Raw genomic sequence first — 21,292 nt, 5'->3', positions numbered from 1 at the left:
GTTGTTTTTCATAATGTGAGATTTGATGATCAAGAATCCCAAGACTGCTCCAACAGGCGGCACCCAACTTTTAGATCGTGCAGTGCAATTGCTTGATCTGGTAGCTGACGGCGGTAATGACGGGCTTACTTTGAAGAAGCTCACGGACCTGTCTGGGCTTAACAACGCAACCTGCCATCGCATTCTCAACACGCTCGTTGGTCACAAATTGCTCGCAAGAGATGATAAAAAACGCTGCTATCGGCTGGGTGCGCGTATGTCGATTTACGGCGCGCGTGCTGCACGGGGACCGGGTCTTATAAGCCGATGTGAGATTGCGCTGACCCGGTTACGCCGGCGTACCGGAGATACCGTGCATCTTATGGCACGGTTTAATCATGATTCTGTTTGCCTTGACCGCCGAGATGGAGAATGTGTTGTTCCCACCTTGACCGGCATGATTGGTGGCTCAGTGCCCCTGGGTGTTGGCCCGGGTTCAATTGCTATGCTGTCTTATCTTGATGAGGATGAGCAGGACTTCATTATTCGCGCTAATCTTGAACGCTATTCAGGCTATAAGGGTTTAACTGCCGACAGAATTCGTGAGCTAATAGAGCAAACGCGAGCGCGCGGATATGCAGTCGATGATGAGGAACTTATAAAAGGAATTGTGGGGATCGCTGTGCCTATTTTCACGGACGGTGTGACTGCTGGAGCATCCATAGGCTTCACGATACTCGGTGCAAAACTGGCTCCAAACTCGTTAACTGAATATGCTCGCATACTGAAAGATGAAGTGAACGCTATTCTAGGACAGTGACAGGCTTTTTTGAATTAATGTGCCAATTTAAAATTATCAAAGAGATAATGCGCTATTCAAATCAATTGAAAAGATTGGCTTCTTTTGGGAAATATTACTAGTCAATTTATGACTGAGATGAAGCACATAGGTGACACGAAATTACTCTGATTTACAAACATATGGCAAAAGCTGACTTTTGCCATATCCAGGTTATAACGCTGCCTGCTATTCAGAGGTCGCTGGCGTTTCAGGATCATTTGACCAAATCGTTGTGCCATTATGGTCGACAGCGATAAATCGAAAGCGGCCTTTCTGTAGAATTTCATGTGCCTTGTTCATGGCTTTTTCCCGGTCGTCGGTCTCCAGACGTAATTGGGTCCACTCGAAGGGGGCGTTGGTTGCCCAAACTTCGTATTTCGCCATCTTAACCTCTACAAGTTCTGAGGTTCACGACTCTAACTGCAAATTCTCAAAAACGTCAACGCCGTTTGGTTTTGCATTTTGAAGTTACGAAGTAAAAATGGACTATTCGGGAGTCACCTGGCACAGAACTAATTGAAAGTGTTCTTAAATCGAAAATACTGACACGCTAGACTACATGCGATAAGGCTAATGATTTTCGGCATTTCCTGGCAAAATAAGATTAGAATAGGTTGTTCCAAGCGCCAATGAAAGCTCGTAAATCGTTATAATCGTCGGGTTACGCTGTCCCCGTTCAAGGCTGCTCAAATACTGCTGGCTGAAGCCTGAACGCTCCGCCACTTGTTCCTGAGTCAGTCCTTTTTCTTTTCGTATCCGGGCAAAATTATCGCCAACAATTTTCCGCACATCCATGCGTGGACTATTGCCACTAGACATACTATATTTTTATCAACTATAATATGTAAAATGGATCTCGATGGGCTGCTTGGCTGTCACCATGTGCGATGACAGAAGAGGCTTGCTCGAGCGGGTGCGAAAAGTTGCGGTTCATCTCAGCCGCTAACTGCGCTTTGGTTTACGGCCCGCACGAATGGGCCGGGGCGCTACAGCCCCTTCTGGCACCTTCAAAACAAAATCCACAATGTCGACCGACAACGCTTCAGCCAATCGCTCGAGCAAATCAATCGTGGGATTGTAGTCACCACGCTCAATACCGCTGATAGCAGTACGATCAACGTTTGCATCAACAGCAAGGTTCTCCTGCGTAATTCCATGACTTGAGCGTATTCGCCTTAAATTCCAGGCAATTCGGGTGCGTGCGTTCATGCTTTAACGCGACCACCTTGACCTTCTTTAATCCATCGAATATATTCAACACATTAAATATCAGCGGCACCTCATAGCATTTACACACAGCTATGAGCGTGCCGTTTCTCGCATTTGGGTGTCATCAGGGGGATTTCATGCACTACTATACGGATGCAATGCGCAACTATGCCGTGTTTTCAGGGCGCGCCAACCGTTCACAGTACTGGTTTTTCAGTCTCACATTGTTCATCATGCTCGTGGTGGCCATGGTCATTGACCAAACGCTTGGCGACACAACGCGCAATGAGCCTGCAGGGCTTTTCACGGCGATTGTTTACTTGGCGCATGTGCTGCCAGCTATTGCGGTAACTGTGAGGCGCTTGCACGATACTGACCGGTCGGGCTGGTGGATATTGGCGGGGCTTGTGCCATTGATCGGTCAAATCGCGCTGCTGGTTTTTATGTGTTCGCCATCAACACCAGGCGCAAACCGCTTTGGCAGTAATTTTGCTGATAATGCGACAGTAATACCTGTTTCGAACCTGCATGGCATGACACCATCGAACGCAACTGTTGCTGCACCACTCGATCAGCTTGAAAAAATCGCCTCACTTCGTGCTTCAGGGGCCATCGATGAAGATGAGTTCAAACAGCTCAAAGCGAATGTGATTTCGCGCCCATCACATTGAGCTTGTGTCATGGGGGAGTTTATCAGGATACTGCAGCGGCTTTTGCCGCTGTTCTGCATAGCAGTGACATCGTGTCTGACTTTACCTAATCGAGCTTGGGCAGCTCAAGGCGCTTTTGACTCCCTGCTTATCACACTGGCTTTCATCGTTTTCATTCTGGTTATTCTGCTCGTCGCCTTTATCCCGACCATCGTTGCATTTCGACGCGAACATCCCAACCGTTGGCTGATCTTTGTCGTTAATCTCGCATTTGGCGGCACGGTCGTTGGTTGGGTGGCTGCTTTGGTTTGGGCGCTGCACTATGCTCATATCAGTGAAGAAGGCAGCAATGGCGGTGAGAGCGGGATTAACCTATTTGTCAACGACCCTGTCGCCGTTCGCGTCGAACCGGACTTTCATCAAAACGTGAGTGTTCCGTCACCGGCGATAAACGATGGAATATCGTCAAGACCAAAACCAACACCATCATCGACAACAAAAGCAAAAGCGCAGAACCAAGACGCTATTGCAGCGCTACATCGCCTGGACACCCTTTTTGAGAGTGGTGCGATTACGGCTGATGAATATACGGCGCTAAAAACCCCAATCCTCAATCGATATATTCATGCAACGGAGTGAGCCATGTTCGCCGAACACCGAAGATATGCACCTAAACTGTTCAGAGATAACTTAGGAAAAGGTTTTTGCCGCCGCATAAATCAATTTCTGCAAGTGGCATCAGCACTCGTCATTGCGGCGCTCGGTCTTCAAATGCCAGCTAACGCCAATGAGATTGCCTTCTCGGAAGGCCATTGGTTCGGTAGTAATCTGAATAATGTCGAGCGCCCTGGCTGCATGATGGCAATGCACCTTGATGACGATACCGCATTGGCGATCTTCGCGACTGCTGCGGGTGATTTTGATTTGGCCTTCTCATCAAAGAGCTGGAATATCAATGAGGCTGATGGTGACGTGAAGGCTTATCTTCAGCTTGATGGTGAGCCTGTGACATTCACACGGGTTTTTATCCCGATGCCCACCACAATTATTATCACGGGCAATACGCTTGAAGATAAGCAGAAGTTAGAAAAGCTCATACGCAAGGCCGAGGAGATGCAGGTTGAATTCATTCGCCTGAACTATTCAGCCCATACCAGCTTTTTTGACAATCACTTGGCAGTCACTGCTTTGAAGAACTGCGTTCGAGCGGCTGAGCGCGAAGCTCAAGGCGCACAGCAATAACCGCAGCCGTCGTGGCATTTTTCATCACAGCAACAAAAACTGAGGAAATCAGCATGCGTAAAAGCACGTTTGCGGGAATTATTGGACTAAGCCTACTGGCAACTAGCGCTCTCGCACAATCGGAATCCGAATTTTCTCATAGCGGCTGGACCGGCCACAAGCTTGCCAACGACTCAGATAACGGTTGCATCATGGGTAAGCACGTTACCAAGGATGTCTATTTCGTCGTATATGCTAATGCCAATGAAGGCTTCAGTTTTGGTGTTTCTGTATCATCATGGGATTTGCCAGTTGGCGACGAATGGTCCGGCTCTGTCACATTTGATGATCATGAACCGATTTTGCTCACCGGAACAGTGATCGAGCCGAAAATTGTGCTTTTCCCTGGAGGTGCTGAAGAGGACAGTCTCGCACCTTTGCTCAGTAACTCACGGCAAATGCGCTTGAGTTACGGCCACAGTAAGTTTGGTCTTTCATTAAAGGGATCATCTAAGGCGCTGGATCTGCTGGGTGATTGCGCTGAAAACAGACATGACCAATCCCCACCTCAACTGACCCAAAAGCACGTGCAGCCTGGCCCTTCGCTGACGAGCCTGCCGATTAAATCCGGCTATTACGCTTTAACAGGCGGTACTTGCGAGGAAGGCTTTGGACCCAACACTATATATACAGACGGCAAAACTTTGAGCTGGCCGTCATCGGGCTGTCGGTTTGAACATATTTCCCAGACTGGCCAATCGACATATGACGTGAAACAGACCTGCGGTCGAAATTCTGATGATATCGAAACTGCACAAGCCATTTACACGATTACGGACAAAACCAGCTTTTCTCTTAAAAGTGGAGATTGGGAGACGAAGGGCAATTTCTGCAAGCCGAGCACTTTGCCCATTGCAGACCGAGAACGTGCTGACCCTCCGATTTATGCGCCTAGTGATTTAGGGTCAGAGCCATCATCAGCTCCCGCAGCCCAAGACCATGATTCGATTTATCAAGAGCGTCTGGCGCTTCTTCGCAAGCAAAACGAAGAGCGAGCCGCAAAACGCAAAACTGAATCGGATGCTTTTGAAAAGGAATCTCGTGAGGAAAAGCGCGAGTTGATGGCCAAAAATAAGAGCCAATTTGGGCAAATCGAGAGAGGAAAGGCAATCGTTTTGAGTGGTGAAGAGGAAGCGACGATCAAGAGCCTGATTGGTCTCCGACTTCGCGACGAGTCCTCGGCCCTCTATCGAAACATTGCCGCCGCCGAAATGTCCAATGGCGCCTATGTCGTGTGCGGTTATGTGAATGGAAAAAACCAATATGGCGCTTATGCGGGATATACGCCATTTTACAGCAACTACGATCCTCGCGCCAAAAACTTCATCTATTTCATCATGGAAAACAATGAAAACATACCAGCACTTTGCAGGGTCAATGGTGTCGTTGCGCAATAAAAACTACAACTAAGATATTGATTTATATATCTTATTTTATGGAACCGATTTGACAAATGATGGTTTTTAGGCTTTAATGCCGACATCGTTTGTCAACTCGAGGCCCATCATGGCACACCACCGGCAAGCCCGCACGGTGACTACAACTCAAATACAACAAGCGCTTCAAACAGCTAATACCCTCCGACATCCTGACCGAAATACCGCCATGTTGCTATTGAGCTTCAAGGCAGGACTTCGTGCAGGCGAAATCGCCAAACTGGAATGGTCAATGCTGCTTGACGCCAACAACAAACTCGGCACGTCCATCAACCTGCCGGGTCGTATCACAAAAAATGCTCATGCCCGCCGCGTACCGTTACATCCTGATTTGAGGAAAGCATTACAAAAGCTAGCCAAAAATGCTGGTCGCGCCGGCCCGGTTATTCTGAGCGAGCGCGGAAGCGCCATGTCAGCAAAATCAGTCGTCAACTGGTTCAAGCATATTTATGCGCTTTCGGGCCTTGAAGGATGTTCATCACATTCAGGCCGACGCACCTTTGTAACGCAAGCTGCTCGGCTTGTTCATAAGGCGGGTGGATCATTACGCGATGTTCAACTGCTTGTTGGTCATCGCTCAATCACCACCACACAGCGTTATATCGACGGGGATAGTGATGCCCAGCGTCGCTTGGTGCGCCTGATCTAGCCGTCGAGCCCAGACCTACAACACGCGATTAAACCAAACCCATAACAATCAATTCAAAACAAACTGCTTTGCAGCAGAAGGAATAGCTATGACCTCACGCGAAGAACAAAACATGAATATTGATAAATCCAAAATCATCGCAGAGCTAAATGACAAGTTGCGCGTGACAGGGATTGGTGGACGGATTGTGCTAACGCGGGGCATTATAGCACTTGAACAAGCCAAAATAGAGGAGATCATGCTGGCCGTCAGATCGTTCAATGTATTTGACGAAGTCAATGATCCTTATGCCGACCATGACTTCGGCTTGCTTGAAGCTGCTCAACTGCCTGTGCTTTGGAAGATCGATTATTACGACGAAGCTCTTTCAATGCATTCACCAGATCCAGCCAACCCGGATGTGACTGTTCGGGTGCTCACCATTATGCTTGCTGATGAATATTGACGGTAGCGCACATGTCTCAATTGCAGCCAGTCAAGCTACGGCCATATCTGCAGGGCAACCTCGATTCACTTTGTGGCATCTATGCCCTCATCAATGCCATTCGCTGGGCCCTACGAAATGAATCGGCTTCAGGGAAAGGCCCGCATTGGGAAGAGCTGTTTCGACGTCTGACCAATCATGCAGTCAAAGAGATGGGTCACCTTGATCTGACTACAAGTGGCCTTTCGCTTTACGCCATGATTGGCCTCACACATGTCGCCAGAGATTATGTCAGCGGCGACCTCAACGTCGAGCTTTTGTTCCGACGGCCTTTTGCAATCAAAAAGCCAACAGAAGCTAATCAAACGATTGAAAGCATCAGCCGCCATTTACAGCAATCAAGCACAGCAGCATTTGCAGCGGTCTATGGAAAGTTAAACCACTGGTCCGTCATCACAGCAATCAACGACAAACAAGCGCAACTCTTCGACAGTGAGCGTATCAAGCATTTGCCGATTACCAGCCTGCGTCCCAAAGAATTCGTTGATCGGCGTGAGCGCCGTTCACACATCCAGTCAAGCAGTGTCATACTTTTAAAGGCTACTACGTCATGAAAAAAATATTGAAAAATAGTTTGAGTACCGGATTGACAACAATCACACAGCAAACCATATACCCATCATCTAAGTCATCTATAACTCAGTGATGACTTTTTGAGAGGTGCAACGAGCCACTTTAATGGTGGCACAAGTTGTGTGAGCGCGAGGGTATGATAACCTTAGCCAAGTTCACACACTGCTTCATCCGCAATAGACGCGCTGAGGGCGTCGCAGATGGAGTTGGTGCTTCGACCATCAATCAAATGCAATAGTTTGCATGGGATTGTGTGTCGATACGCCATGAAGCCTCTGCCTTCTTCGTACCGAACTCCTTCCTTTTGCAAACAAAACCAAAAGGAAGTTACGATGAAAACCGCAGTTCAAGAATCCAAGTCCGACATAAATTCAGTATTCAGTAGTTTTAGAGCGAATATTGCTAAGCTAAACGATCCATATGCTGATAAATTAGCCAACAAGCTCATTGAAACTATCGCGAATTACAAACCTGTAAAACCAGCAGCTCTCAATAGTAAAGTTTTGAAAGCCAGCCGCTTGAGTGCCACTCAGCAGGCAGCGCAAAAGCGCTCTTTAAAATCGGTGTCGATTAACACAGACGCCCCATGCTCGCCGGAAAATAACCACCTTCCAACTCAACGTTGTTCGCGTGCTGCGACCAGTCTGGGAGAAATGCGAACACAGGTTCCTGAATCAAACTTTAAAAGAGATAAGATTCGTGACTCAGCTGGATCCGATCACGGTGCGAGCACAGTACCCCCGAGCTCGACAAATACAGCCGCCGAAATTGTTTCCAAACTAACGTCCATTCAAAAGGATAATTCTGGTTTAGAAGCGCGCTACAATCAAAAACTCATCTCAAATTTGCTGTCGGTCTATCGGATGGCGCGCGAACTCAAAGCAGATAAAGATACTTGGTATAGGTTTTGTAGAGATCCATTATGGGTAGGGCAAAGGTCCACGCCTAAATTGGACGAAGAACACGATGCTTTGAAATTTGCCCTGCGCCTAGCTATCGGGTTTGGAACAGCTGAGAACAAGAAGGTGAGCAAATACCACCTCACGCTCAACCCGCTGTTCTTAAGAGGCAAAAACACGGCAACGGTGAAGCAAAAAATAGAAGAAGCTGGATCTCTTGAGGCACTAAAAAAAAGCCATAAGCCTCCGAAACCGAAAAAAGAGGCAGCTACGACAGTTAAGTTATTGGTTTCCCCTAAATTCACCGAGGCGATTATGCGTCAATGCATTTCAAAAGGAAATATTGATTGCCCAATTCGCATAATGGAAAGTGGTAAATCTCTGAAAATTGTCATTCACCCACCGTATATAGATGACAAAAATCAGACTTAGGTCATGCCCTTGTAATACACTTTTTACACCCAAATTAACCAAAATTACCCAATTAAATCAAACACACCTGATAATAGTGAAGTCAGTTGTACTGACCTTACTTAGGTGTACGAGGTTAGCTATGACGATGTCACCACCCCTGTTGTCACGCGACGTCTTTATTAAGCTTCATACAGCCCTTGAAGCTAAAATTCGTAAGCTGACATTGACACCATCAGGGCGATATAAGCTCTGTGAAACCGGTATCGATAATCTAATGCGTGAAGGCGCAAAGTCGCTTAAAGCGACTAATACAGCTGCACGTATGAATTTTGCAGAAAATTCCCATGATTTATTGGATGATCAATTAAGGAAGCATCCGCGAACGAAATTGTCGTTTGTTACGCTTGCACCAAGGGAATGTTGTGTGCCGATAGATGGAGATCACGATAGAGCAATCGATGATCTTCAGATCCTATTGTATGAGCAGTTTGGCGGATTCAGCTTTTATGGCTTTATAGAACCCAGCCTATTTGCCAATTTCCCGATTACACCGAATAACAAAAAGACGATTGCATGGCACGTGCATATGCTGGTGTGGGAAGACGATGCAAATACGCTAAACGAGGTTGCGGAAATTATCGATGTGTTCAACCGTAACAATGAAGCGTTGATACCTAGCAAAGCTGCCGGTCATTTTAGATCGGTAAGCCGTCAACAGGCGCTCAACCGCATTTGGTATATGAGCAAAGCGCCCTTAAGAGACATGCATGCGTTCCCTTCAAAACGTACTGGTAGTTATAAAACGAAGAAGCGGACTTTACGCCCGGGGCAAGCTGTACTCCTGCATAATATAATGTCCCATATCACAATACCTGATTTGTGCGTGAGCAATTTCAGTGGTGACGAAATTGCTGAAGGCGCCAAGTCAGCTACTATTGCTATGGTGGAGCAGCGAGAGCAAGAACGGCTCAACAAAAACTATCGCCTGAATAAGGGCAGGCAGCATGCTTAACCTTTAACCCTGCGGAGCAAACGTTACTTAAGCTGCAATGTCGAAATGCCAATAGTAAACAGCGCTCTGTCAAAATGAGGTTCGGGCGCTGTTTCAAAGAGTTCTACATTCAATCATAAAAGCCCTGAGGGCATAGGCCTCACGTCATGTCTTTCGCATCAAAGTCAGTGGAACAAAATGCGATTTGTGAAACGATATGATGAGAGGTAGCGCGAACGTCAATTGGTAGTAGTTGATAAAATAATTAACTTGATTGCCCGCTTGAGCAAAGGTGTCACAATATGATCAGTGCAGAACTGGGTAAACAACTCTAGAGCTATATCCAGCAGCTCGTTGACACCGGTCGTTACGGTTCAAAAAGTGAAGTCCTGCGCGAAGGTGTGCGTCTTGTTCAGGAACGCGAAGCGAAACTGGCGGCCGTTGATGCTGCGTTCGCTCGCGGCATGGCTGATATCGAAGCTGGGCGGACAAAGCCTGCAAGTGAAGTATTTGATCGGTTGGAAGCAAAATATCTGGCAATGGCTGATAAGGCTGAAAAATTAGCATGAGGGTTGAGTTCTCTCATTCGGCAGAACATGACATAGCGCAAGATAATCCTCGACGCGCTTATTTCTTCATTCTCGAATTGCGTAACAAGTGCGAAGCCTTAGCTCAGCTAGCTGGCAGTTTCCCATTGGCGCCTCGTTATGAATACCATGGCTATCGTGGTCGGGTGCACGGTAATTATTTAATTTTCTATCAAGTAGATAATGATCGTGTATCGATTGTTCGCATTTTGCATGGGGCTATGAATTACGCTGCGTTATTGTTTGAGGAGTAAATCAATGGCTGCTCGTTCTGCTCAGTAATTCTTGGCAGCGCGTTAATGTACGTTAGGTTCACTTTTGCATTTTCGATATCGTAAGCTGTTCAGCCGATGGGTCTATTTGATGATATGTAGTATAGGGTGCGCATTCACATTGCCCATTCCAGATGTCCGGCAAGTTTCAAAAGCCGGCGCGAGTTGTAACATATGGCAAAAACGTAATTTTGCCATATGTGGATACCCTCGTCAGGGTGCGTTCAGGCACTGCCGTGTGAAATGATATTCAGTTTTATAAACGCTTGCTGCTTAGGTCTAAATATTACGGCCGAAACAGTCGCTATCTGTTCGTTGAGAAGGGCTTTGCGAAAGCGGAAAATGATTATTTCTCATTCTCGTGACGATACTCATTATGTCGCGTCATTGTTTCAGCGAGCGTTGGGTCGCTAACAGTTAAAGCATTGATAGCGCCTTTGGTATCATAAAGCCGTTCATCCTGGCCCATCTTGAACTTTGCTTCAATTTGAGTGGTAGCTATTTCAAAGCCGATAATGTTGGGTATCCGACGCTGCATGCCTCCCGGTCCGAGTTCACGCATATGCCATCTGTTTTCACGCCCACCTTCAAGAACATCGACGAGTTCCAGAAGATGGCGTGCAGTTGCATGATCGTCGATTTGTACCGGACGACCATGACAATGTACGACAGCGAAATTCCACGTGGGGGCACTGTCACGCACTGGCTTCTCCGGATACCATGACGATGAAATATAGCCGTGCGGTCCGTTAAAGATCACAACTGTTTCGCGTGCCTCAGCAATCAATTGGCTGTGTGGGTTGGCGCGAGCGAGGTGCGATTCTAATTTGATAACTCCAGCATCTGATTTTTTAAGAACAAAGGGCAGATGGGAGACAACCAGACCTGTATCACCTTGTGTAACAACCGTTGCAAAGACGGTTGCCTTGATAAGATCCAAGACTTCATTTTCGGAAAGTGGTGCGAATTCGGGTTTTGTATACATCAGCTTCTCTGTACGCGGATGGCCGGGATTAGTCCGCTTGGACGAATAAGTAGGATGACAATTACCCCGGAAAGAACCATGGCGTCCCGATAGGGCGCTAGTTCTGACGGAAGGGTTGCTTGCAGCAGAACTTCGATGAAGCCGAGCAAAAATCCGCCGGCAACAGCTCCCGAGAGGCTACCCAAACCACCAACGACTGCCGCAATAAAGGCTTTGAGCACGGGTGTGAAACCCATTAGTGGATCGACAGAAGCGCGTTGTGCAATCCACAGCATGGATGCAAGACCCGCAAGAAGGCCAGATAGCAGGAAAGCCGTTGCGATGATCCGACCAGCCGGAATGCCTATCAGGCGCACGACGTTGAAATCCTCGGCTGCAGCACGCATGGCCGTGCCGGTGACTGTACGCCTTAGGAACAATTCCAACGCAATCAATGCCAGAAGTGAAACTGAGATAGAGATTGCCGGGCCTACGCCGATTGTCATGTCTCCGATCTGGAAAGCGCCAGTCATCCAGCTTGGCATCGGCACGGGCTGTGCTCGCGCCGAGACGCCGTTTTGAAAGAACACCTTCAGCAGACTGGAAACGGCAAAACTCGTTAAGAGCAAACTTGTGACACTCGCTCCGCGCATCGGTCGAAATGCGATGCGCTCCATTAATACTGCCGCTACTGCACCCACACAAAGGGCGACAGCGACAGCCAGCCCAAACGGTGCGCCGATAAACAAGGCGGCTAGCAGCGCATAGCCTGAAATCGTCATCAATTCGCCATGAGCGAAATTAATCAGGCCGACAATGGAAAAGACAATCGCTAACCCAAGTGCCAGCAATGCATAGACGCCGCCAAGGCTGATGGCATTGATGATCTGTTGCATAATCATCGTTTTCAAGCTCCTAAATAGGCTTGGCGGACAAGGTCGGAATCCGCGAGTTCTTTCGCAGTTCCAGAAAGAACTACCTCGCCATTGGCTAGCACGGTCGCCTTGTCGGCGATCTCGAGCGCTAGCGCTACATTCTGCTCGATTAGCAAAACCGTCAGTCCTTGTTCGCGCAAGCTGGCGATCAGATCGAAAACCGTGTCGATGATCTGCGGGGCAAGCCCTAGCGAAGGTTCATCAAGAAGGATGAGCTTGGGTTTCGACATCAGCGCCCGGCCGATGGCCAGCATCTGTTGTTCTCCGCCGGAAAGATTGCCACCCTTGATACGATAATAACGGCGCAGAATTGGAAACAGCTCCAGAATTTCCTCTTCGCGTATTTTCGCTTCCGCACTGGACAGATGCATTGCTCCGCCAAGGCGCAGATTATCCGCGACTGTGAGGCTCGCGAAAATTCGGCGACCTTCTGGAACCAGCGCTATACCCAGCCGGGAGATAGCTTCGGAGGCAAGGCCTTTCAGTTCCTTGCCTTCGAAGGTGATTTTACCAGACGCCGCTGGCACAAGACCAGCAATTGCGCCAAGGGTAGAGCTTTTGCCCGCCCCATTGGCGCCGACAAGCGCGACGATTTCGCCGCGCCCGACATTGAGGTAGACGCCGCGTACGGCCTCAACCTCGCCATATCGAATTTTTAGAGCGTCCAGGGTCAGCATTACAATATCCTGATTGTGAAAGCGGTTTCAGCGACTTGATGGTTCACGGTGCGGGAACGTCTTCAGCAGCTGGAACTTCAGTCTTCACATAGTGCGGCATGCCGCCTTCATAGCGCATCAAGACTACAGGGCGCAGGGGCATGCCGGTCGTTCCCGCATAGGTGATTTTGCCAGTGACGCCGTCAAAGTCTTTGGTGGCAGCGATGGCATCGCGGATAGCGCGAGGCTCGTCTGAACCCGCTGCTTTCACGGCAGCATCAAGAATGAGGCCAATTTCATAGCCATTGACTTCATAGGTGGATTCAGGTGCGTGACCCGTAATCTTAGCAAAGGATTTGTCGAAAGCCTCTAGTTTGCTGCCCGGTTCGGCATAGCCTGCGGCAGTGAACACCACGCCGTCTGCCAGCTTACCAAGACCCTTGATGGTTGGTGTGTTGAGTGCATCGGCACCATAGACTGGTGTATTAACGCCAGCGGCCCGCAACTGCTGAATAAAGGCTGGGAAGTCCGGCTCATAAGCTGCTGTCATGATCAGATCAGGCTTTTCGGCCATATTTTTGATCTTGGTGACTTCAGCGGAAAAGTCTGGCTGGTTCATCGTGAAGGTGCCGCGACCGATAACTTTACCGCCCTTCTTTTCAAAAACCTTGCCAAAATATTCCGGCAGGTTGGCGACATAGGTCGTGTCGGGCGATGTCAGCAGGTAAACTGATTTCTTGCCTTCGGAAAGCGCAAAATCGGCAACGGCGGTAGCTTGCACATTGTCCGCTGGATAAGTGCCAAACATCACATCGCCAACGGCAACGCTCAAGATCGGGGCTGTGCCACAAAATGTCAGCGTCGGTATATTGAGCGGTTGCGTCAGTTGGCCGGCTGCAATGGAGGCGTCGGCATCGCAGGGTGTGATCATGATTTTCGCACCTGCATCAATCAATTCTTGCGCGACGGTCGCTGTCTGGGCTGTGTCGGTGCGGGTATCCTTGATGATCAGTTTCGCCGGGTATTTCCCACCAAGACCGCCCTTGGCGTTGATTTCGTCAATGGCCATCCGGAATCCGGCCAGCGAAGGTTGGTCATAGGGTGCAAGGCCACCTGTTTGTGCAGTTGCAACGCCGATGATGATATTTTCGGCTTTAGCGCTAGATGCTGCGGCAATTGCCAAGCCACACGCTGATGCCGCAAGGATAGAACGTCTGATGAAATTGCGTTGAGACATTTTTGTTTCCCCTTTGTTATGGTCTTAATTGTTGTGTTTTGTGCGCGCGCTGCGGCTGCCAAGGTAAGCGGCAACGACATCCGGGTTTTTCTGAACTTCAGCGGGCACGCCATCGGCAATGACCTTGCCGTGGTCGATCACCACGATCCGCTCGCACAGACCCATTACCAGCCGCATATCGTGCTCGATAAGGATGATACCGATCTGACGCTCTTTCCGAATTTGCGCCAATATGGTGACCAGATCGGCGGTTTCGACGGCGTTCATACCAGCTGCAGGTTCGTCCAGAAGCAGAAAACGCGGCTTTAGAACGAGGGCGCGAGCAATCTCAAGTCGACGACGCAATCCATAGGCCAATCCGGCAGCGGTGCGGTCGGCGTAATCTGCTAGACCCATGCGATGCAGTTCGCGCATAGCTGTTGCTTCGGCAGTTACCAGATTGGGTTCGACCTGTCTCGCAGCTACCACCACATTTTCCATTACGGTCATGCGTGGAAAAATGCGGATGTTCTGGAAAGTGCGCGCTACGCCATGCCGTGCAAAACGGAATGCGGTATGTGCAATGGGATCACTGCTGATGGAAACCTGACCGGAGCTGGGAGCAACATCGCCAGAGATCATGTTGATGAAAGTCGTTTTGCCTGCGCCGTTGGGTCCAATAATCCCGGTGATCATATTGGTATGGAATTCGAGCGATGCATCGTCCACCGCAACTACCCCTGCATAACGACGCGTAAGATGGGTTGCGATGATCGGTGTGGTATCCGGATTGCGCTCAGGCTCGGCGGCAGCATCGGCCTTTTTGGCCAGTCCAAAACGGCGCAGTAAATTAAGCTCACCCTTACCGAACAGCCCTTCAGGGCGACGCCAGATGATTAGTATCATCGCCAGCGCCAGCGCGCCTTGTGTCAGGCCAAACACGGTTGGAATATGGAAGCCTAGAATATCGCCGCCACCTTCCCAGCGTCGCACGATTTCGATTACGATGGTTGTGGCGATCACGCCTGAAAAGGCTCCGAGCGCTGAATGCATACCGCCAACGATCAACATGGCAAGGATGGTAAACCCTAGATCGAAATAGAAGTCTCGCGGTGAAAATGCACCAAGAAATTGCGCCATCATAGCGCCCGCAGCCATCGCGACAACGATGCTGAGAACCCACGAGGACAGCCACGCCGCACGGTGGTTGACGCCGACCGCTGCTGCACCGCGTTCATCATCAGATGCGGCACGCGCAGCAAGTCCGAACGGTGTATCGCGGAAGATACGAGCGATAGTCAGTGCAATGGAGGCCACCAAAACTGTCGTCCACAAGCCTACGTCGCGTGGAACACCGTAAAATGGCTGACTGCCGCGGGTGATTTCACGAGCCGCCACCAAAACCGTGTAAATGATGATGAGCAAAGCGAGCGTTGCGATTGGCGCGCTTGATCCAGATAGGCGTAACAGTGGGATGCCAGTGATGGAGCCAATAATAACAGCCAGCAGGACCACCACAATAAGAGCGCCGAGAAATGGCAATTCATATCCAGCCATGAAAGAGGGTAATGCGGGTAATGTGGTGGCTTGCATCGCCGCTGGCATGGTTAAAATGCCGGTGATATAGGCGCCGATGCCCATGAAACCAGCGTGGCCGAACGAAACGATCCCGGTATTTCCGGAAAAAATTTGCAAACCAACGACCGCCGTCAGCATGATCGCTGCATAAGCGACGACGCGCTGAATGGCAGGTCCGCCGAAAACAAATGCGATGATGGCGACAGCGATGATCAACAAAACCATCGCGGTGCTGTCGACTAATGCGCTTTTCAGAGCTGTCGAGAAAAAACTGCGATGTGCAACCTGCTTTGTAGCCAGCGCGCTGGACCCCAGCGACGATGAATGTGTGTCTGTTGTCATGTTGTTCCCCGCAGAATTGGGTTCTGCTTTTCTGCAAAGTAAGGCCAGTTTTTATTTTATGTCAATATCTCTTCACGATTGACGAGAATAAAATTTTCTGTAATTGAATCTTCATGACTTGCGAAACAGGCAAGGCCGGACGAGAAAGGCAGGGGAAGCAATATGGCGATACGGGACGTGTTGATGCGCGGTGATCTGGCGCTTACTCCGTCGGAGGAGAAAATCGTCAAGCTGCTGCTGACAGACTATCCGACGTCCGGCCTTGGGACTGCCACGAGTCTCGCCCGCAGGGCAGGGGTGAGCGATCCAACCGTCATTCGTCTGGTGATGAAACTGGGTTTTGACGGCTTTGCAGATTTTCAGGCGAGGCTTCTGGCCGAGATTGAATCCCGTCTTCATTCGCCACTTTTGATGATGGAGGCTAAACGTGCGGATCAGGCCGCTGCAAGCCCCGATCAGGCCGTGGTTATCACCTATATCCAGTCTGTCATCAAGGCGCTCGACAAGGCGATGACGACGACGCCGGTCACGACCTATGACAGAGCCGCCAGAATCATTATGGAGGCCAAAGGACAGGTCTTGTTTCTGGGCGGGCGGTTTAGTCGCCATGTTGCAGGGATGCTGGCGGGCTACATTTATCAGTTTCGAAGCGGCGTTGTCGATCTTGGCGCTTTGTCGGCGCAACAGTTTGATATTATTGCCGATATGGGTAAACGCGATGTGCTTGTCGTGTTCGATTATCGCCGGTATCAGCTTGATGTCGTCGCTTTCGCAAAACAGGCGGCGGCACGTGGTGTGAAGATTGTACTGTTCACTGATCCATGGCTTTCGCCGGTGTCGGAATATTCCGAAGCAACGATTGTCAGCCCGCAAGAAGTGACGTCGCCTTACGATACGTTGGGGCCATCCATTGTGCAGATGGAAGCGCTGGTGACTCACATTCTTTCTACCATTAGCGAAGCGACACATGATCGTATCGAAGCGCTTGAAGATGTGCGGCGCCAAAATGCCATTACGCTCGACAGCGTGAGGGATGATGGCCGTAGCGCTTTGGATGAAGAGTTAGGGATACGCGATTTTCCGGGGCCAAAAGCACGATAGATTAGCCCCAATCCACAGGTTCAAGAATAAACAACGGGAACACCTGATATGGTACATTCGACAATAAAACGCGACGCTCCATTCGTTGCTGGCGAAACGGCAATTCTGCTCGTTGATATGCAGCGTATATGGCTTGAGCCGGGGCTTGACCCGTCGCATCCAGAACGTGATGCAGATCATTATTTCATCAAGCAGACATCCGGCGTTACAATCCCAAATAATGAAAAGCTGTTGGCTGCGGCACGCGCCAATGGTGTTGAAGTTCTGCATACAATCATTCAAAGTCTTACCGAAGATGGTCGCGATTGTTCGCTTGATCATAAGATGACGCCTATTCACGTTGCGCCAAGCCGCCCGGAAGGGCTGCCTGTGCCATCGCTGATGCCGGTACGCGACGAAATTATGCTGCCCAAAACCTCTTCCGGTGTCTTCAATTCCACCAATATCGATTACGTTCTCAAAAACCTGAATGTCCGTTATCTGATCATTACCGGTATCATGACCGACCAATGTGTCGACATGGCCGTTCGCGATGCTGCTGATCGCGGCTATCTGGTAACCTGCGTAAGCGATGCTTGTGCATCCGCGACGCCTGAACGTCATGACGGGGCTTTGAAGGCTTTTGGTGGCTATTGCTGGCAAGCTGATACGCAGACGGTTGTTGAACGCTTTAACCAGATGGGAAAGCAGTCATGACAACAGCTTTTGAACCACTTGTTGCCATCGTTACGACCGATCTTTCAGGAATAACGCGTGGGCGCTCCATTGCGCAAAGTCGTCTTGAAAAGCACGCGGTTACTGGAATTGGGTGGTTACAGGCCAATTTATCGCTAACCCCGTTTAATTCCATCGCGGCTGATAATCCATGGGGATCGTCAGGTGATCTTCGCATTTTGCCCGATCTGAAGGCGCGTTATCGCACCGATCTGACTGGCGGGTCGACACCATTTGACATGGTGCCCGGCGATATTGTTGATCTTGATGGCAATGCATGGCTTGGCTGCACGCGTTCCATGCTGCGTCAAGCGCTTGCCGATCTGAAGGAACTGACCGGCCTGTCGCTGCTATCGACATTTGAGCAGGAATTTCAGATTTTCGGTGGGGATTTTCCAAAAGCCCATTCGCTTTCTATGGAAGCCTTGCGTCGCACTGATCCGTTCGCGCCGCAGTTAATGGCGGCGCTGGAACAGGCGGGTGTTGCGCCAGAAGTCATCATTGCTGAGTTTGGTAACGAGCAGTTTGAAGTTACGCACGCGCCAACTGACGGCGTGAGTGCCGCCGACCGTGCGGTGGCAATCCGCGAAATTACCCGCGAAGTCGCGCGCAATCTTGGGTGGAAGGCGAGTTTTGCGCCGAAAACTGAACCCAATGCTGTGGGCAATGGTGTGCATATTCATTTCAGCTTTGTCGATCAGAAAGGTGAGCAGGCCACGTATGATCCGCAAAAGCCGGGTCGATTGTCGAAGGCGGCTGGCGCATTTTGCGCGGGCGTGTTGCGTCATCTGCCTGCGATCACTGTGTTGACCGCCTCAAATCCTTCTTCGTTCTATCGTCTCAAGCCGCATAGCTGGAGTTCTTCCTATACTTGGCTCGCCGATAAGGAACGCGAAGCAAGTTTGCGCATTTGCCCGACCGTCACCATCGGTGGACGTGATCCGGCCAAGCAGTTCAATATCGAATACCGTGCGGCAGATGCTACTGCCAATCCATATCTGTCTCTGGCGGCAATTGTCTGGGCTGGGTTGGAAGGTCTGAAAGCCGACCTGGAAACCCCACCGCTGGTAGCGGGTGATCCAACATTGATGAGCGATCAGGAACGGGCTGATCTTGGTCTGGTGCGTTTGCCTGAAACACTGGCACAGGCGCTTGATGTGCTTGCAGCAGATGAAACGGTTTGTGACTGGTTTGATCCGGCTTTCATCGAAACTTTTGTCGGCATCAAACAAGCGGAGCTTGCCCGTGTGGTTGAACTCAATGCAGACGAAACCTGTGCGCTTTATCGGACACTATACTAATGTCAGACCATATCCTTGAACGACAACAGTCTGCCGATTGGCCGGACCCTGTTGAAATACACAATGAAGGCGGCAGTTCCGATATCGTGCTGTTGTGCGAGCACGCGTCGCATCATATACCAACCGAATACGCAGATCTCGGCCTTTCCAGTGTTGATCGGCTGCGCCATATCGCATGGGATATCGGTGCTGCCGAAGTAACGCGGGGCTTGGTTGCGCGTTTAAACGCTCCGGCTTTTCTGTCGACCTATTCGCGTTTGCTGATTGATCTCAATCGCCCTCTCGATGCGGTCTCCAGCATTCCCCAGCTCTCGGAAAGCACGACTATTCCCGGTAATATAGATATCGGCGATGAAGAGAAAATGCGCCGCGCCACGCGCATTTTTACCCCGTTTCATGATCGGGTTGCGGCCCATATCACGGAGCGCGAAAAAGTCGGACGAAAGGTAAAAATCGTTACAATCCATTCTTTTACGCCGGTCTTTAAGGGTAATGTCCGGCCGTGGCATGCGGGCATTCTTTATGATCGTTCGCATGAACTCGCGCAGACGGTGATCGATGGTTTACGCAGTGATCCGACGTTGAGTGTCGACGGCAATGTTCCTTATACGGTCAGCCGCGACGATGATTACGCCATTCCTGTTCATGGCCAGGATCGCGGACATGAAGCCATTCTCGTTGAAATTCGTCAGGATCTTGTATCGACGCCGCGGGGCATAGCCGAATGGACAGATCGTCTGGCAAAGGCTTTGCTTGGTCCCTCACACTAGGAGTGAACATGACGCAGACACCGCTTTCTTTGCGTGAGCGCGACGCGCGGGTCATTGCAGAAATAGGACGCTTGCGGTTTTCACCTTTGAGCCTCATCGGCGGCAAAGGCAACAGGCTAATAGAGGAAGGTGGGCGTTCCATCCTTGATCTGTCTGGCTCTGCCGGACCTGCTGCTTTGGGGTATGGTCATCCGGCTATTGTTGAAGCGGTTGAAAAATCTGCTCGCGATATGGCGGGTGCAAGCTTGTTGCTTTACCCAAACGAGCCAGCCGTTTCGCTTGCCGAAGACTTGCTGCGCATCACCCCCGGCAAGGGCGAGCGTCGCGTGTGGTTTGGTCATTCGGGATCAGATGCCAATGATTGTGCGGTACGTGTACTAACTGCCGCCACCAAGCGCTCACGGATCATATCTTTTATCGGTTCTTACCACGGTAACCTGACGGGCTCGATGGGGATCAGCGGTCACACTGCGATGACACATACATTGCCTCGCCCCGGTGTTTTGCTGTTGCCTTATCCCGATCCGTTCAGGCCGCGCTTTTCCGCGGAAGCCGTGCTTGAACTGCTCGATTATCATTTTTCCACAAGCTGCCCACCAGAGCAAGTTGCAGCCGTGTTCATCGAGCCTATCTTATCCGATGGTGGTCTCGTTGTGCCTCCGCCGGGCTTTTTGAAAGCACTGCAGGATCGTTGTCGTAAGCATGGAATTCTGGTGGTAGTTGATGAGGTCAAGGTTGGCCTTGGCCGAACCGGGCTGATGCATTGTTTCCAGCATGAAGGGCTTAAGCCTGACATGGTAGTGTTCGGAAAAGGTCTTGGAGGTGGTGTACCTCTTTCTGCGGTTGTTGGACCGCAATGGGTGATGGACTACGCACCTGCCTTTGTGCTGCAGACGACAGCCGGAAATCCAGTGGCGACTGCTGCCGGTCGCGCTGTACTCAATACGATTGAGACGCAAGGACTTGCCCAACGCTCGGAGCGGATGGGTACGCTTTTCGCAGATCGCCTGCGCCAGCTTGGCAATAAGCATTCTATTATCGGCGATGTGCGCGGCAGAGGGCTCGCCATTGGCGTTGATCTCGTTAATGATCGTGGCTCACCGGAGCCGGTTCCTGTAACGACGACCGCGAAAATCATATATCGCGGCTATCAGCTTGGAGCTGCTTTCACGTATGTTGGTCTCAATGCCAATGTTCTCGAATTTATGCCGCCATTGACACTGACCGAAGACGAAATCGATGAGGCGGTGGATATCGTCGATCAGGCAATCGCCGATGTTTTGGATGGTAAAGTGGCAGAGAGTGATGTCTCCAGTTTTATGATGTGGTAGTGCTACTCTGGTCTGCCCCCATGGGGTGATCCGTGTTTACTGTTAGTGCATGCTGGGTCGACTTGCCACTGCTGGTGTTGACGCTGGCCCATTTTGTGAGGGCCAGACGGCTGCTTGTG

General features: G+C 50.2%; 25 protein-coding genes. 17 read left to right on the top strand and 8 right to left on the bottom strand.

What is annotated here, in order from left to right:
• Positions 1-25: 25 nt before the first annotated feature.
• Entirely contained in the window at positions 26-799 is a 774-nt protein-coding gene (locus ABE527_RS17850; protein WP_499697772.1) for an IclR family transcriptional regulator, read from the top strand.
• Between the two features lie 207 nt (positions 800-1,006).
• On the opposite strand, the gene ABE527_RS17845 is transcribed toward ABE527_RS17850, so the two are convergent.
• From ABE527_RS17845 to ABE527_RS17835, 3 genes are all read right to left on the bottom strand, one after another.
• On the bottom strand, positions 1,007-1,204 hold the full coding sequence (locus ABE527_RS17845; protein ID WP_499697771.1) for a hypothetical protein: 198 nt from the start codon (positions 1,202-1,204) through the stop codon (positions 1,007-1,009).
• 186 nt (positions 1,205-1,390) lie between these two features.
• A complete protein-coding gene (locus ABE527_RS17840; protein ID WP_499697798.1) occupies positions 1,391-1,615 on the bottom strand; it encodes a helix-turn-helix domain-containing protein in 225 nt (74 codons plus the stop codon).
• Between the two features lie 147 nt (positions 1,616-1,762).
• Positions 1,763-2,029, bottom strand: a complete 267-nt coding sequence (locus ABE527_RS17835; RefSeq protein WP_499697770.1) for a helix-turn-helix domain-containing protein — start codon at positions 2,027-2,029, stop codon at positions 1,763-1,765.
• A 137-nt stretch (positions 2,030-2,166) separates the two neighbouring features.
• On the opposite strand from ABE527_RS17835, the gene ABE527_RS17830 reads away from it, so the two are divergent.
• The 11 genes from ABE527_RS17830 to ABE527_RS17780 all read left to right on the top strand — a co-directional run bounded on the left by ABE527_RS17830 (position 2,167) and on the right by ABE527_RS17780 (position 10,247).
• Positions 2,167-2,700, top strand: a complete 534-nt coding sequence (locus tag ABE527_RS17830) for a DUF805 domain-containing protein (protein ID WP_499697769.1) — start codon at positions 2,167-2,169, stop codon at positions 2,698-2,700.
• A gap of 9 nt (positions 2,701-2,709) precedes the next feature.
• Entirely contained in the window at positions 2,710-3,318 is a 609-nt protein-coding gene (locus tag ABE527_RS17825) for a superinfection immunity protein (RefSeq protein WP_499697768.1), read from the top strand.
• A 3-nt stretch (positions 3,319-3,321) separates the two neighbouring features.
• Positions 3,322-3,921, top strand: a complete 600-nt coding sequence (locus ABE527_RS17820) for a hypothetical protein (protein ID WP_499697767.1) — start codon at positions 3,322-3,324, stop codon at positions 3,919-3,921.
• An 11-nt stretch (positions 3,922-3,932) separates the two neighbouring features.
• On the top strand, positions 3,933-5,357 hold the full coding sequence (locus ABE527_RS17815) for a hypothetical protein (RefSeq protein ID WP_499697766.1): 1,425 nt from the start codon (positions 3,933-3,935) through the stop codon (positions 5,355-5,357).
• 76 nt (positions 5,358-5,433) lie between these two features.
• Positions 5,434-6,045, top strand: a complete 612-nt coding sequence (locus ABE527_RS17810) for a tyrosine-type recombinase/integrase (RefSeq protein ID WP_499697765.1) — start codon at positions 5,434-5,436, stop codon at positions 6,043-6,045.
• Positions 6,046-6,157: 112 nt separating this feature from the next.
• On the top strand, positions 6,158-6,490 hold the full coding sequence (locus ABE527_RS17805) for a DUF3768 domain-containing protein (RefSeq protein WP_499697764.1): 333 nt from the start codon (positions 6,158-6,160) through the stop codon (positions 6,488-6,490).
• 11 nt (positions 6,491-6,501) lie between these two features.
• A complete protein-coding gene (locus tag ABE527_RS17800; RefSeq protein WP_499697763.1) occupies positions 6,502-7,083 on the top strand; it encodes a hypothetical protein in 582 nt (193 codons plus the stop codon).
• Positions 7,084-7,434: 351 nt separating this feature from the next.
• Positions 7,435-8,433, top strand: a complete 999-nt coding sequence (locus ABE527_RS17795) for a hypothetical protein (protein ID WP_499697762.1) — start codon at positions 7,435-7,437, stop codon at positions 8,431-8,433.
• A gap of 121 nt (positions 8,434-8,554) precedes the next feature.
• Positions 8,555-9,427 carry a hypothetical protein gene (locus ABE527_RS17790; protein ID WP_499697761.1) on the top strand — a complete coding sequence of 291 codons (873 nt, stop codon included), beginning with the start codon at positions 8,555-8,557 and terminating at the stop codon, positions 9,425-9,427.
• Between the two features lie 320 nt (positions 9,428-9,747).
• Positions 9,748-9,975, top strand: a complete 228-nt coding sequence (locus ABE527_RS17785; protein WP_499697797.1) for a type II toxin-antitoxin system ParD family antitoxin — start codon at positions 9,748-9,750, stop codon at positions 9,973-9,975.
• Positions 9,972-10,247 (top strand): type II toxin-antitoxin system RelE/ParE family toxin, encoded by a 276-nt coding sequence (locus ABE527_RS17780; RefSeq protein ID WP_499697760.1) that lies wholly within the window; start codon positions 9,972-9,974, stop codon positions 10,245-10,247. The genes ABE527_RS17785 and ABE527_RS17780 overlap by 4 nt, the downstream gene beginning before the upstream one ends.
• Before the next feature lie 364 nt (positions 10,248-10,611).
• Here the strand turns inward: ABE527_RS17780 and ABE527_RS17775 are convergent, their stop codons facing one another.
• Genes ABE527_RS17775 through ABE527_RS17755 form a run of 5 tightly spaced genes read right to left on the bottom strand, consistent with a single transcriptional unit; the run spans position 10,612 to position 15,956 of the window.
• Positions 10,612-11,250, bottom strand: a complete 639-nt coding sequence (locus ABE527_RS17775) for an FMN-binding negative transcriptional regulator (RefSeq protein ID WP_499697759.1) — start codon at positions 11,248-11,250, stop codon at positions 10,612-10,614.
• On the bottom strand, positions 11,250-12,131 hold the full coding sequence (locus ABE527_RS17770) for a branched-chain amino acid ABC transporter permease (RefSeq protein WP_499697758.1): 882 nt from the start codon (positions 12,129-12,131) through the stop codon (positions 11,250-11,252). Before ABE527_RS17770 ends, ABE527_RS17775 begins: the two co-directional genes overlap by 1 nt.
• A 5-nt stretch (positions 12,132-12,136) precedes the next feature.
• Entirely contained in the window at positions 12,137-12,841 is a 705-nt protein-coding gene (locus tag ABE527_RS17765) for an ABC transporter ATP-binding protein (protein ID WP_499697757.1), read from the bottom strand.
• Between the two features lie 43 nt (positions 12,842-12,884).
• Complete coding sequence (locus tag ABE527_RS17760; protein WP_499697756.1) at positions 12,885-14,057, bottom strand: ABC transporter substrate-binding protein; 1,173 nt, start codon at positions 14,055-14,057, stop codon at positions 12,885-12,887.
• 24 nt (positions 14,058-14,081) lie between these two features.
• Positions 14,082-15,956: a branched-chain amino acid ABC transporter ATP-binding protein/permease gene (locus ABE527_RS17755; RefSeq protein WP_499697755.1), complete on the bottom strand. Its 1,875-nt coding sequence runs from the start codon at positions 15,954-15,956 to the stop codon at positions 14,082-14,084.
• A gap of 162 nt (positions 15,957-16,118) precedes the next feature.
• On the opposite strand from ABE527_RS17755, the gene ABE527_RS17750 reads away from it, so the two are divergent.
• The 5 genes from ABE527_RS17750 to ABE527_RS17730 are packed head-to-tail and all read left to right on the top strand — an operon-like array spanning position 16,119 to position 21,173.
• Entirely contained in the window at positions 16,119-17,057 is a 939-nt protein-coding gene (locus ABE527_RS17750; RefSeq protein ID WP_140022291.1) for a MurR/RpiR family transcriptional regulator, read from the top strand.
• A gap of 48 nt (positions 17,058-17,105) precedes the next feature.
• Complete coding sequence (locus ABE527_RS17745) at positions 17,106-17,753, top strand: cysteine hydrolase family protein (RefSeq protein ID WP_140022292.1); 648 nt, start codon at positions 17,106-17,108, stop codon at positions 17,751-17,753.
• Positions 17,750-19,072 (top strand): type I glutamate--ammonia ligase, encoded by a 1,323-nt coding sequence (locus tag ABE527_RS17740; protein WP_499697754.1) that lies wholly within the window; start codon positions 17,750-17,752, stop codon positions 19,070-19,072. Before ABE527_RS17745 ends, ABE527_RS17740 begins: the two co-directional genes overlap by 4 nt.
• Positions 19,072-19,842, top strand: a complete 771-nt coding sequence (locus ABE527_RS17735; RefSeq protein WP_499697753.1) for an N-formylglutamate amidohydrolase — start codon at positions 19,072-19,074, stop codon at positions 19,840-19,842. Before ABE527_RS17740 ends, ABE527_RS17735 begins: the two co-directional genes overlap by 1 nt.
• 8 nt (positions 19,843-19,850) lie before the next feature.
• On the top strand, positions 19,851-21,173 hold the full coding sequence (locus ABE527_RS17730) for an aspartate aminotransferase family protein (RefSeq protein WP_499697752.1): 1,323 nt from the start codon (positions 19,851-19,853) through the stop codon (positions 21,171-21,173).
• Positions 21,174-21,292 lie beyond the last annotated feature (119 nt).

This window comes from Brucella sp. TWI432 (genome assembly GCF_039674445.1).
Taxonomy (GTDB): domain Bacteria; phylum Pseudomonadota; class Alphaproteobacteria; order Rhizobiales; family Rhizobiaceae; genus Brucella; species Brucella chromiisoli.
This window is presented reverse-complemented; position numbering and strand designations above follow the sequence as displayed.

Coding starts and splice junctions, on each gene's coding strand:
- ABE527_RS17850 (WP_499697772.1), top strand. CDS start 26: ATGATCAAGAATCCCAAGACTGCTCCAACAGGCGGCACCCAACTTTTA.
- ABE527_RS17845 (WP_499697771.1), bottom strand. CDS start 1,204: ATGGCGAAATACGAAGTTTGGGCAACCAACGCCCCCTTCGAGTGGACC.
- ABE527_RS17840 (WP_499697798.1), bottom strand. CDS start 1,615: ATGGATGTGCGGAAAATTGTTGGCGATAATTTTGCCCGGATACGAAAA.
- ABE527_RS17835 (WP_499697770.1), bottom strand. CDS start 2,029: ATGAACGCACGCACCCGAATTGCCTGGAATTTAAGGCGAATACGCTCA.
- ABE527_RS17830 (WP_499697769.1), top strand. CDS start 2,167: ATGCACTACTATACGGATGCAATGCGCAACTATGCCGTGTTTTCAGGG.
- ABE527_RS17825 (WP_499697768.1), top strand. CDS start 2,710: ATGGGGGAGTTTATCAGGATACTGCAGCGGCTTTTGCCGCTGTTCTGC.
- ABE527_RS17820 (WP_499697767.1), top strand. CDS start 3,322: ATGTTCGCCGAACACCGAAGATATGCACCTAAACTGTTCAGAGATAAC.
- ABE527_RS17810 (WP_499697765.1), top strand. CDS start 5,434: ATGCCGACATCGTTTGTCAACTCGAGGCCCATCATGGCACACCACCGG.
- ABE527_RS17805 (WP_499697764.1), top strand. CDS start 6,158: ATGAATATTGATAAATCCAAAATCATCGCAGAGCTAAATGACAAGTTG.
- ABE527_RS17800 (WP_499697763.1), top strand. CDS start 6,502: ATGTCTCAATTGCAGCCAGTCAAGCTACGGCCATATCTGCAGGGCAAC.
- ABE527_RS17795 (WP_499697762.1), top strand. CDS start 7,435: ATGAAAACCGCAGTTCAAGAATCCAAGTCCGACATAAATTCAGTATTC.
- ABE527_RS17790 (WP_499697761.1), top strand. CDS start 8,555: ATGACGATGTCACCACCCCTGTTGTCACGCGACGTCTTTATTAAGCTT.
- ABE527_RS17780 (WP_499697760.1), top strand. CDS start 9,972: ATGAGGGTTGAGTTCTCTCATTCGGCAGAACATGACATAGCGCAAGAT.
- ABE527_RS17775 (WP_499697759.1), bottom strand. CDS start 11,250: ATGTATACAAAACCCGAATTCGCACCACTTTCCGAAAATGAAGTCTTG.
- ABE527_RS17770 (WP_499697758.1), bottom strand. CDS start 12,131: ATGATTATGCAACAGATCATCAATGCCATCAGCCTTGGCGGCGTCTAT.
- ABE527_RS17765 (WP_499697757.1), bottom strand. CDS start 12,841: ATGCTGACCCTGGACGCTCTAAAAATTCGATATGGCGAGGTTGAGGCC.
- ABE527_RS17760 (WP_499697756.1), bottom strand. CDS start 14,057: ATGTCTCAACGCAATTTCATCAGACGTTCTATCCTTGCGGCATCAGCG.
- ABE527_RS17755 (WP_499697755.1), bottom strand. CDS start 15,956: ATGACAACAGACACACATTCATCGTCGCTGGGGTCCAGCGCGCTGGCT.
- ABE527_RS17750 (WP_140022291.1), top strand. CDS start 16,119: ATGGCGATACGGGACGTGTTGATGCGCGGTGATCTGGCGCTTACTCCG.
- ABE527_RS17745 (WP_140022292.1), top strand. CDS start 17,106: ATGGTACATTCGACAATAAAACGCGACGCTCCATTCGTTGCTGGCGAA.
- ABE527_RS17740 (WP_499697754.1), top strand. CDS start 17,750: ATGACAACAGCTTTTGAACCACTTGTTGCCATCGTTACGACCGATCTT.
- ABE527_RS17735 (WP_499697753.1), top strand. CDS start 19,072: ATGTCAGACCATATCCTTGAACGACAACAGTCTGCCGATTGGCCGGAC.
- ABE527_RS17730 (WP_499697752.1), top strand. CDS start 19,851: ATGACGCAGACACCGCTTTCTTTGCGTGAGCGCGACGCGCGGGTCATT.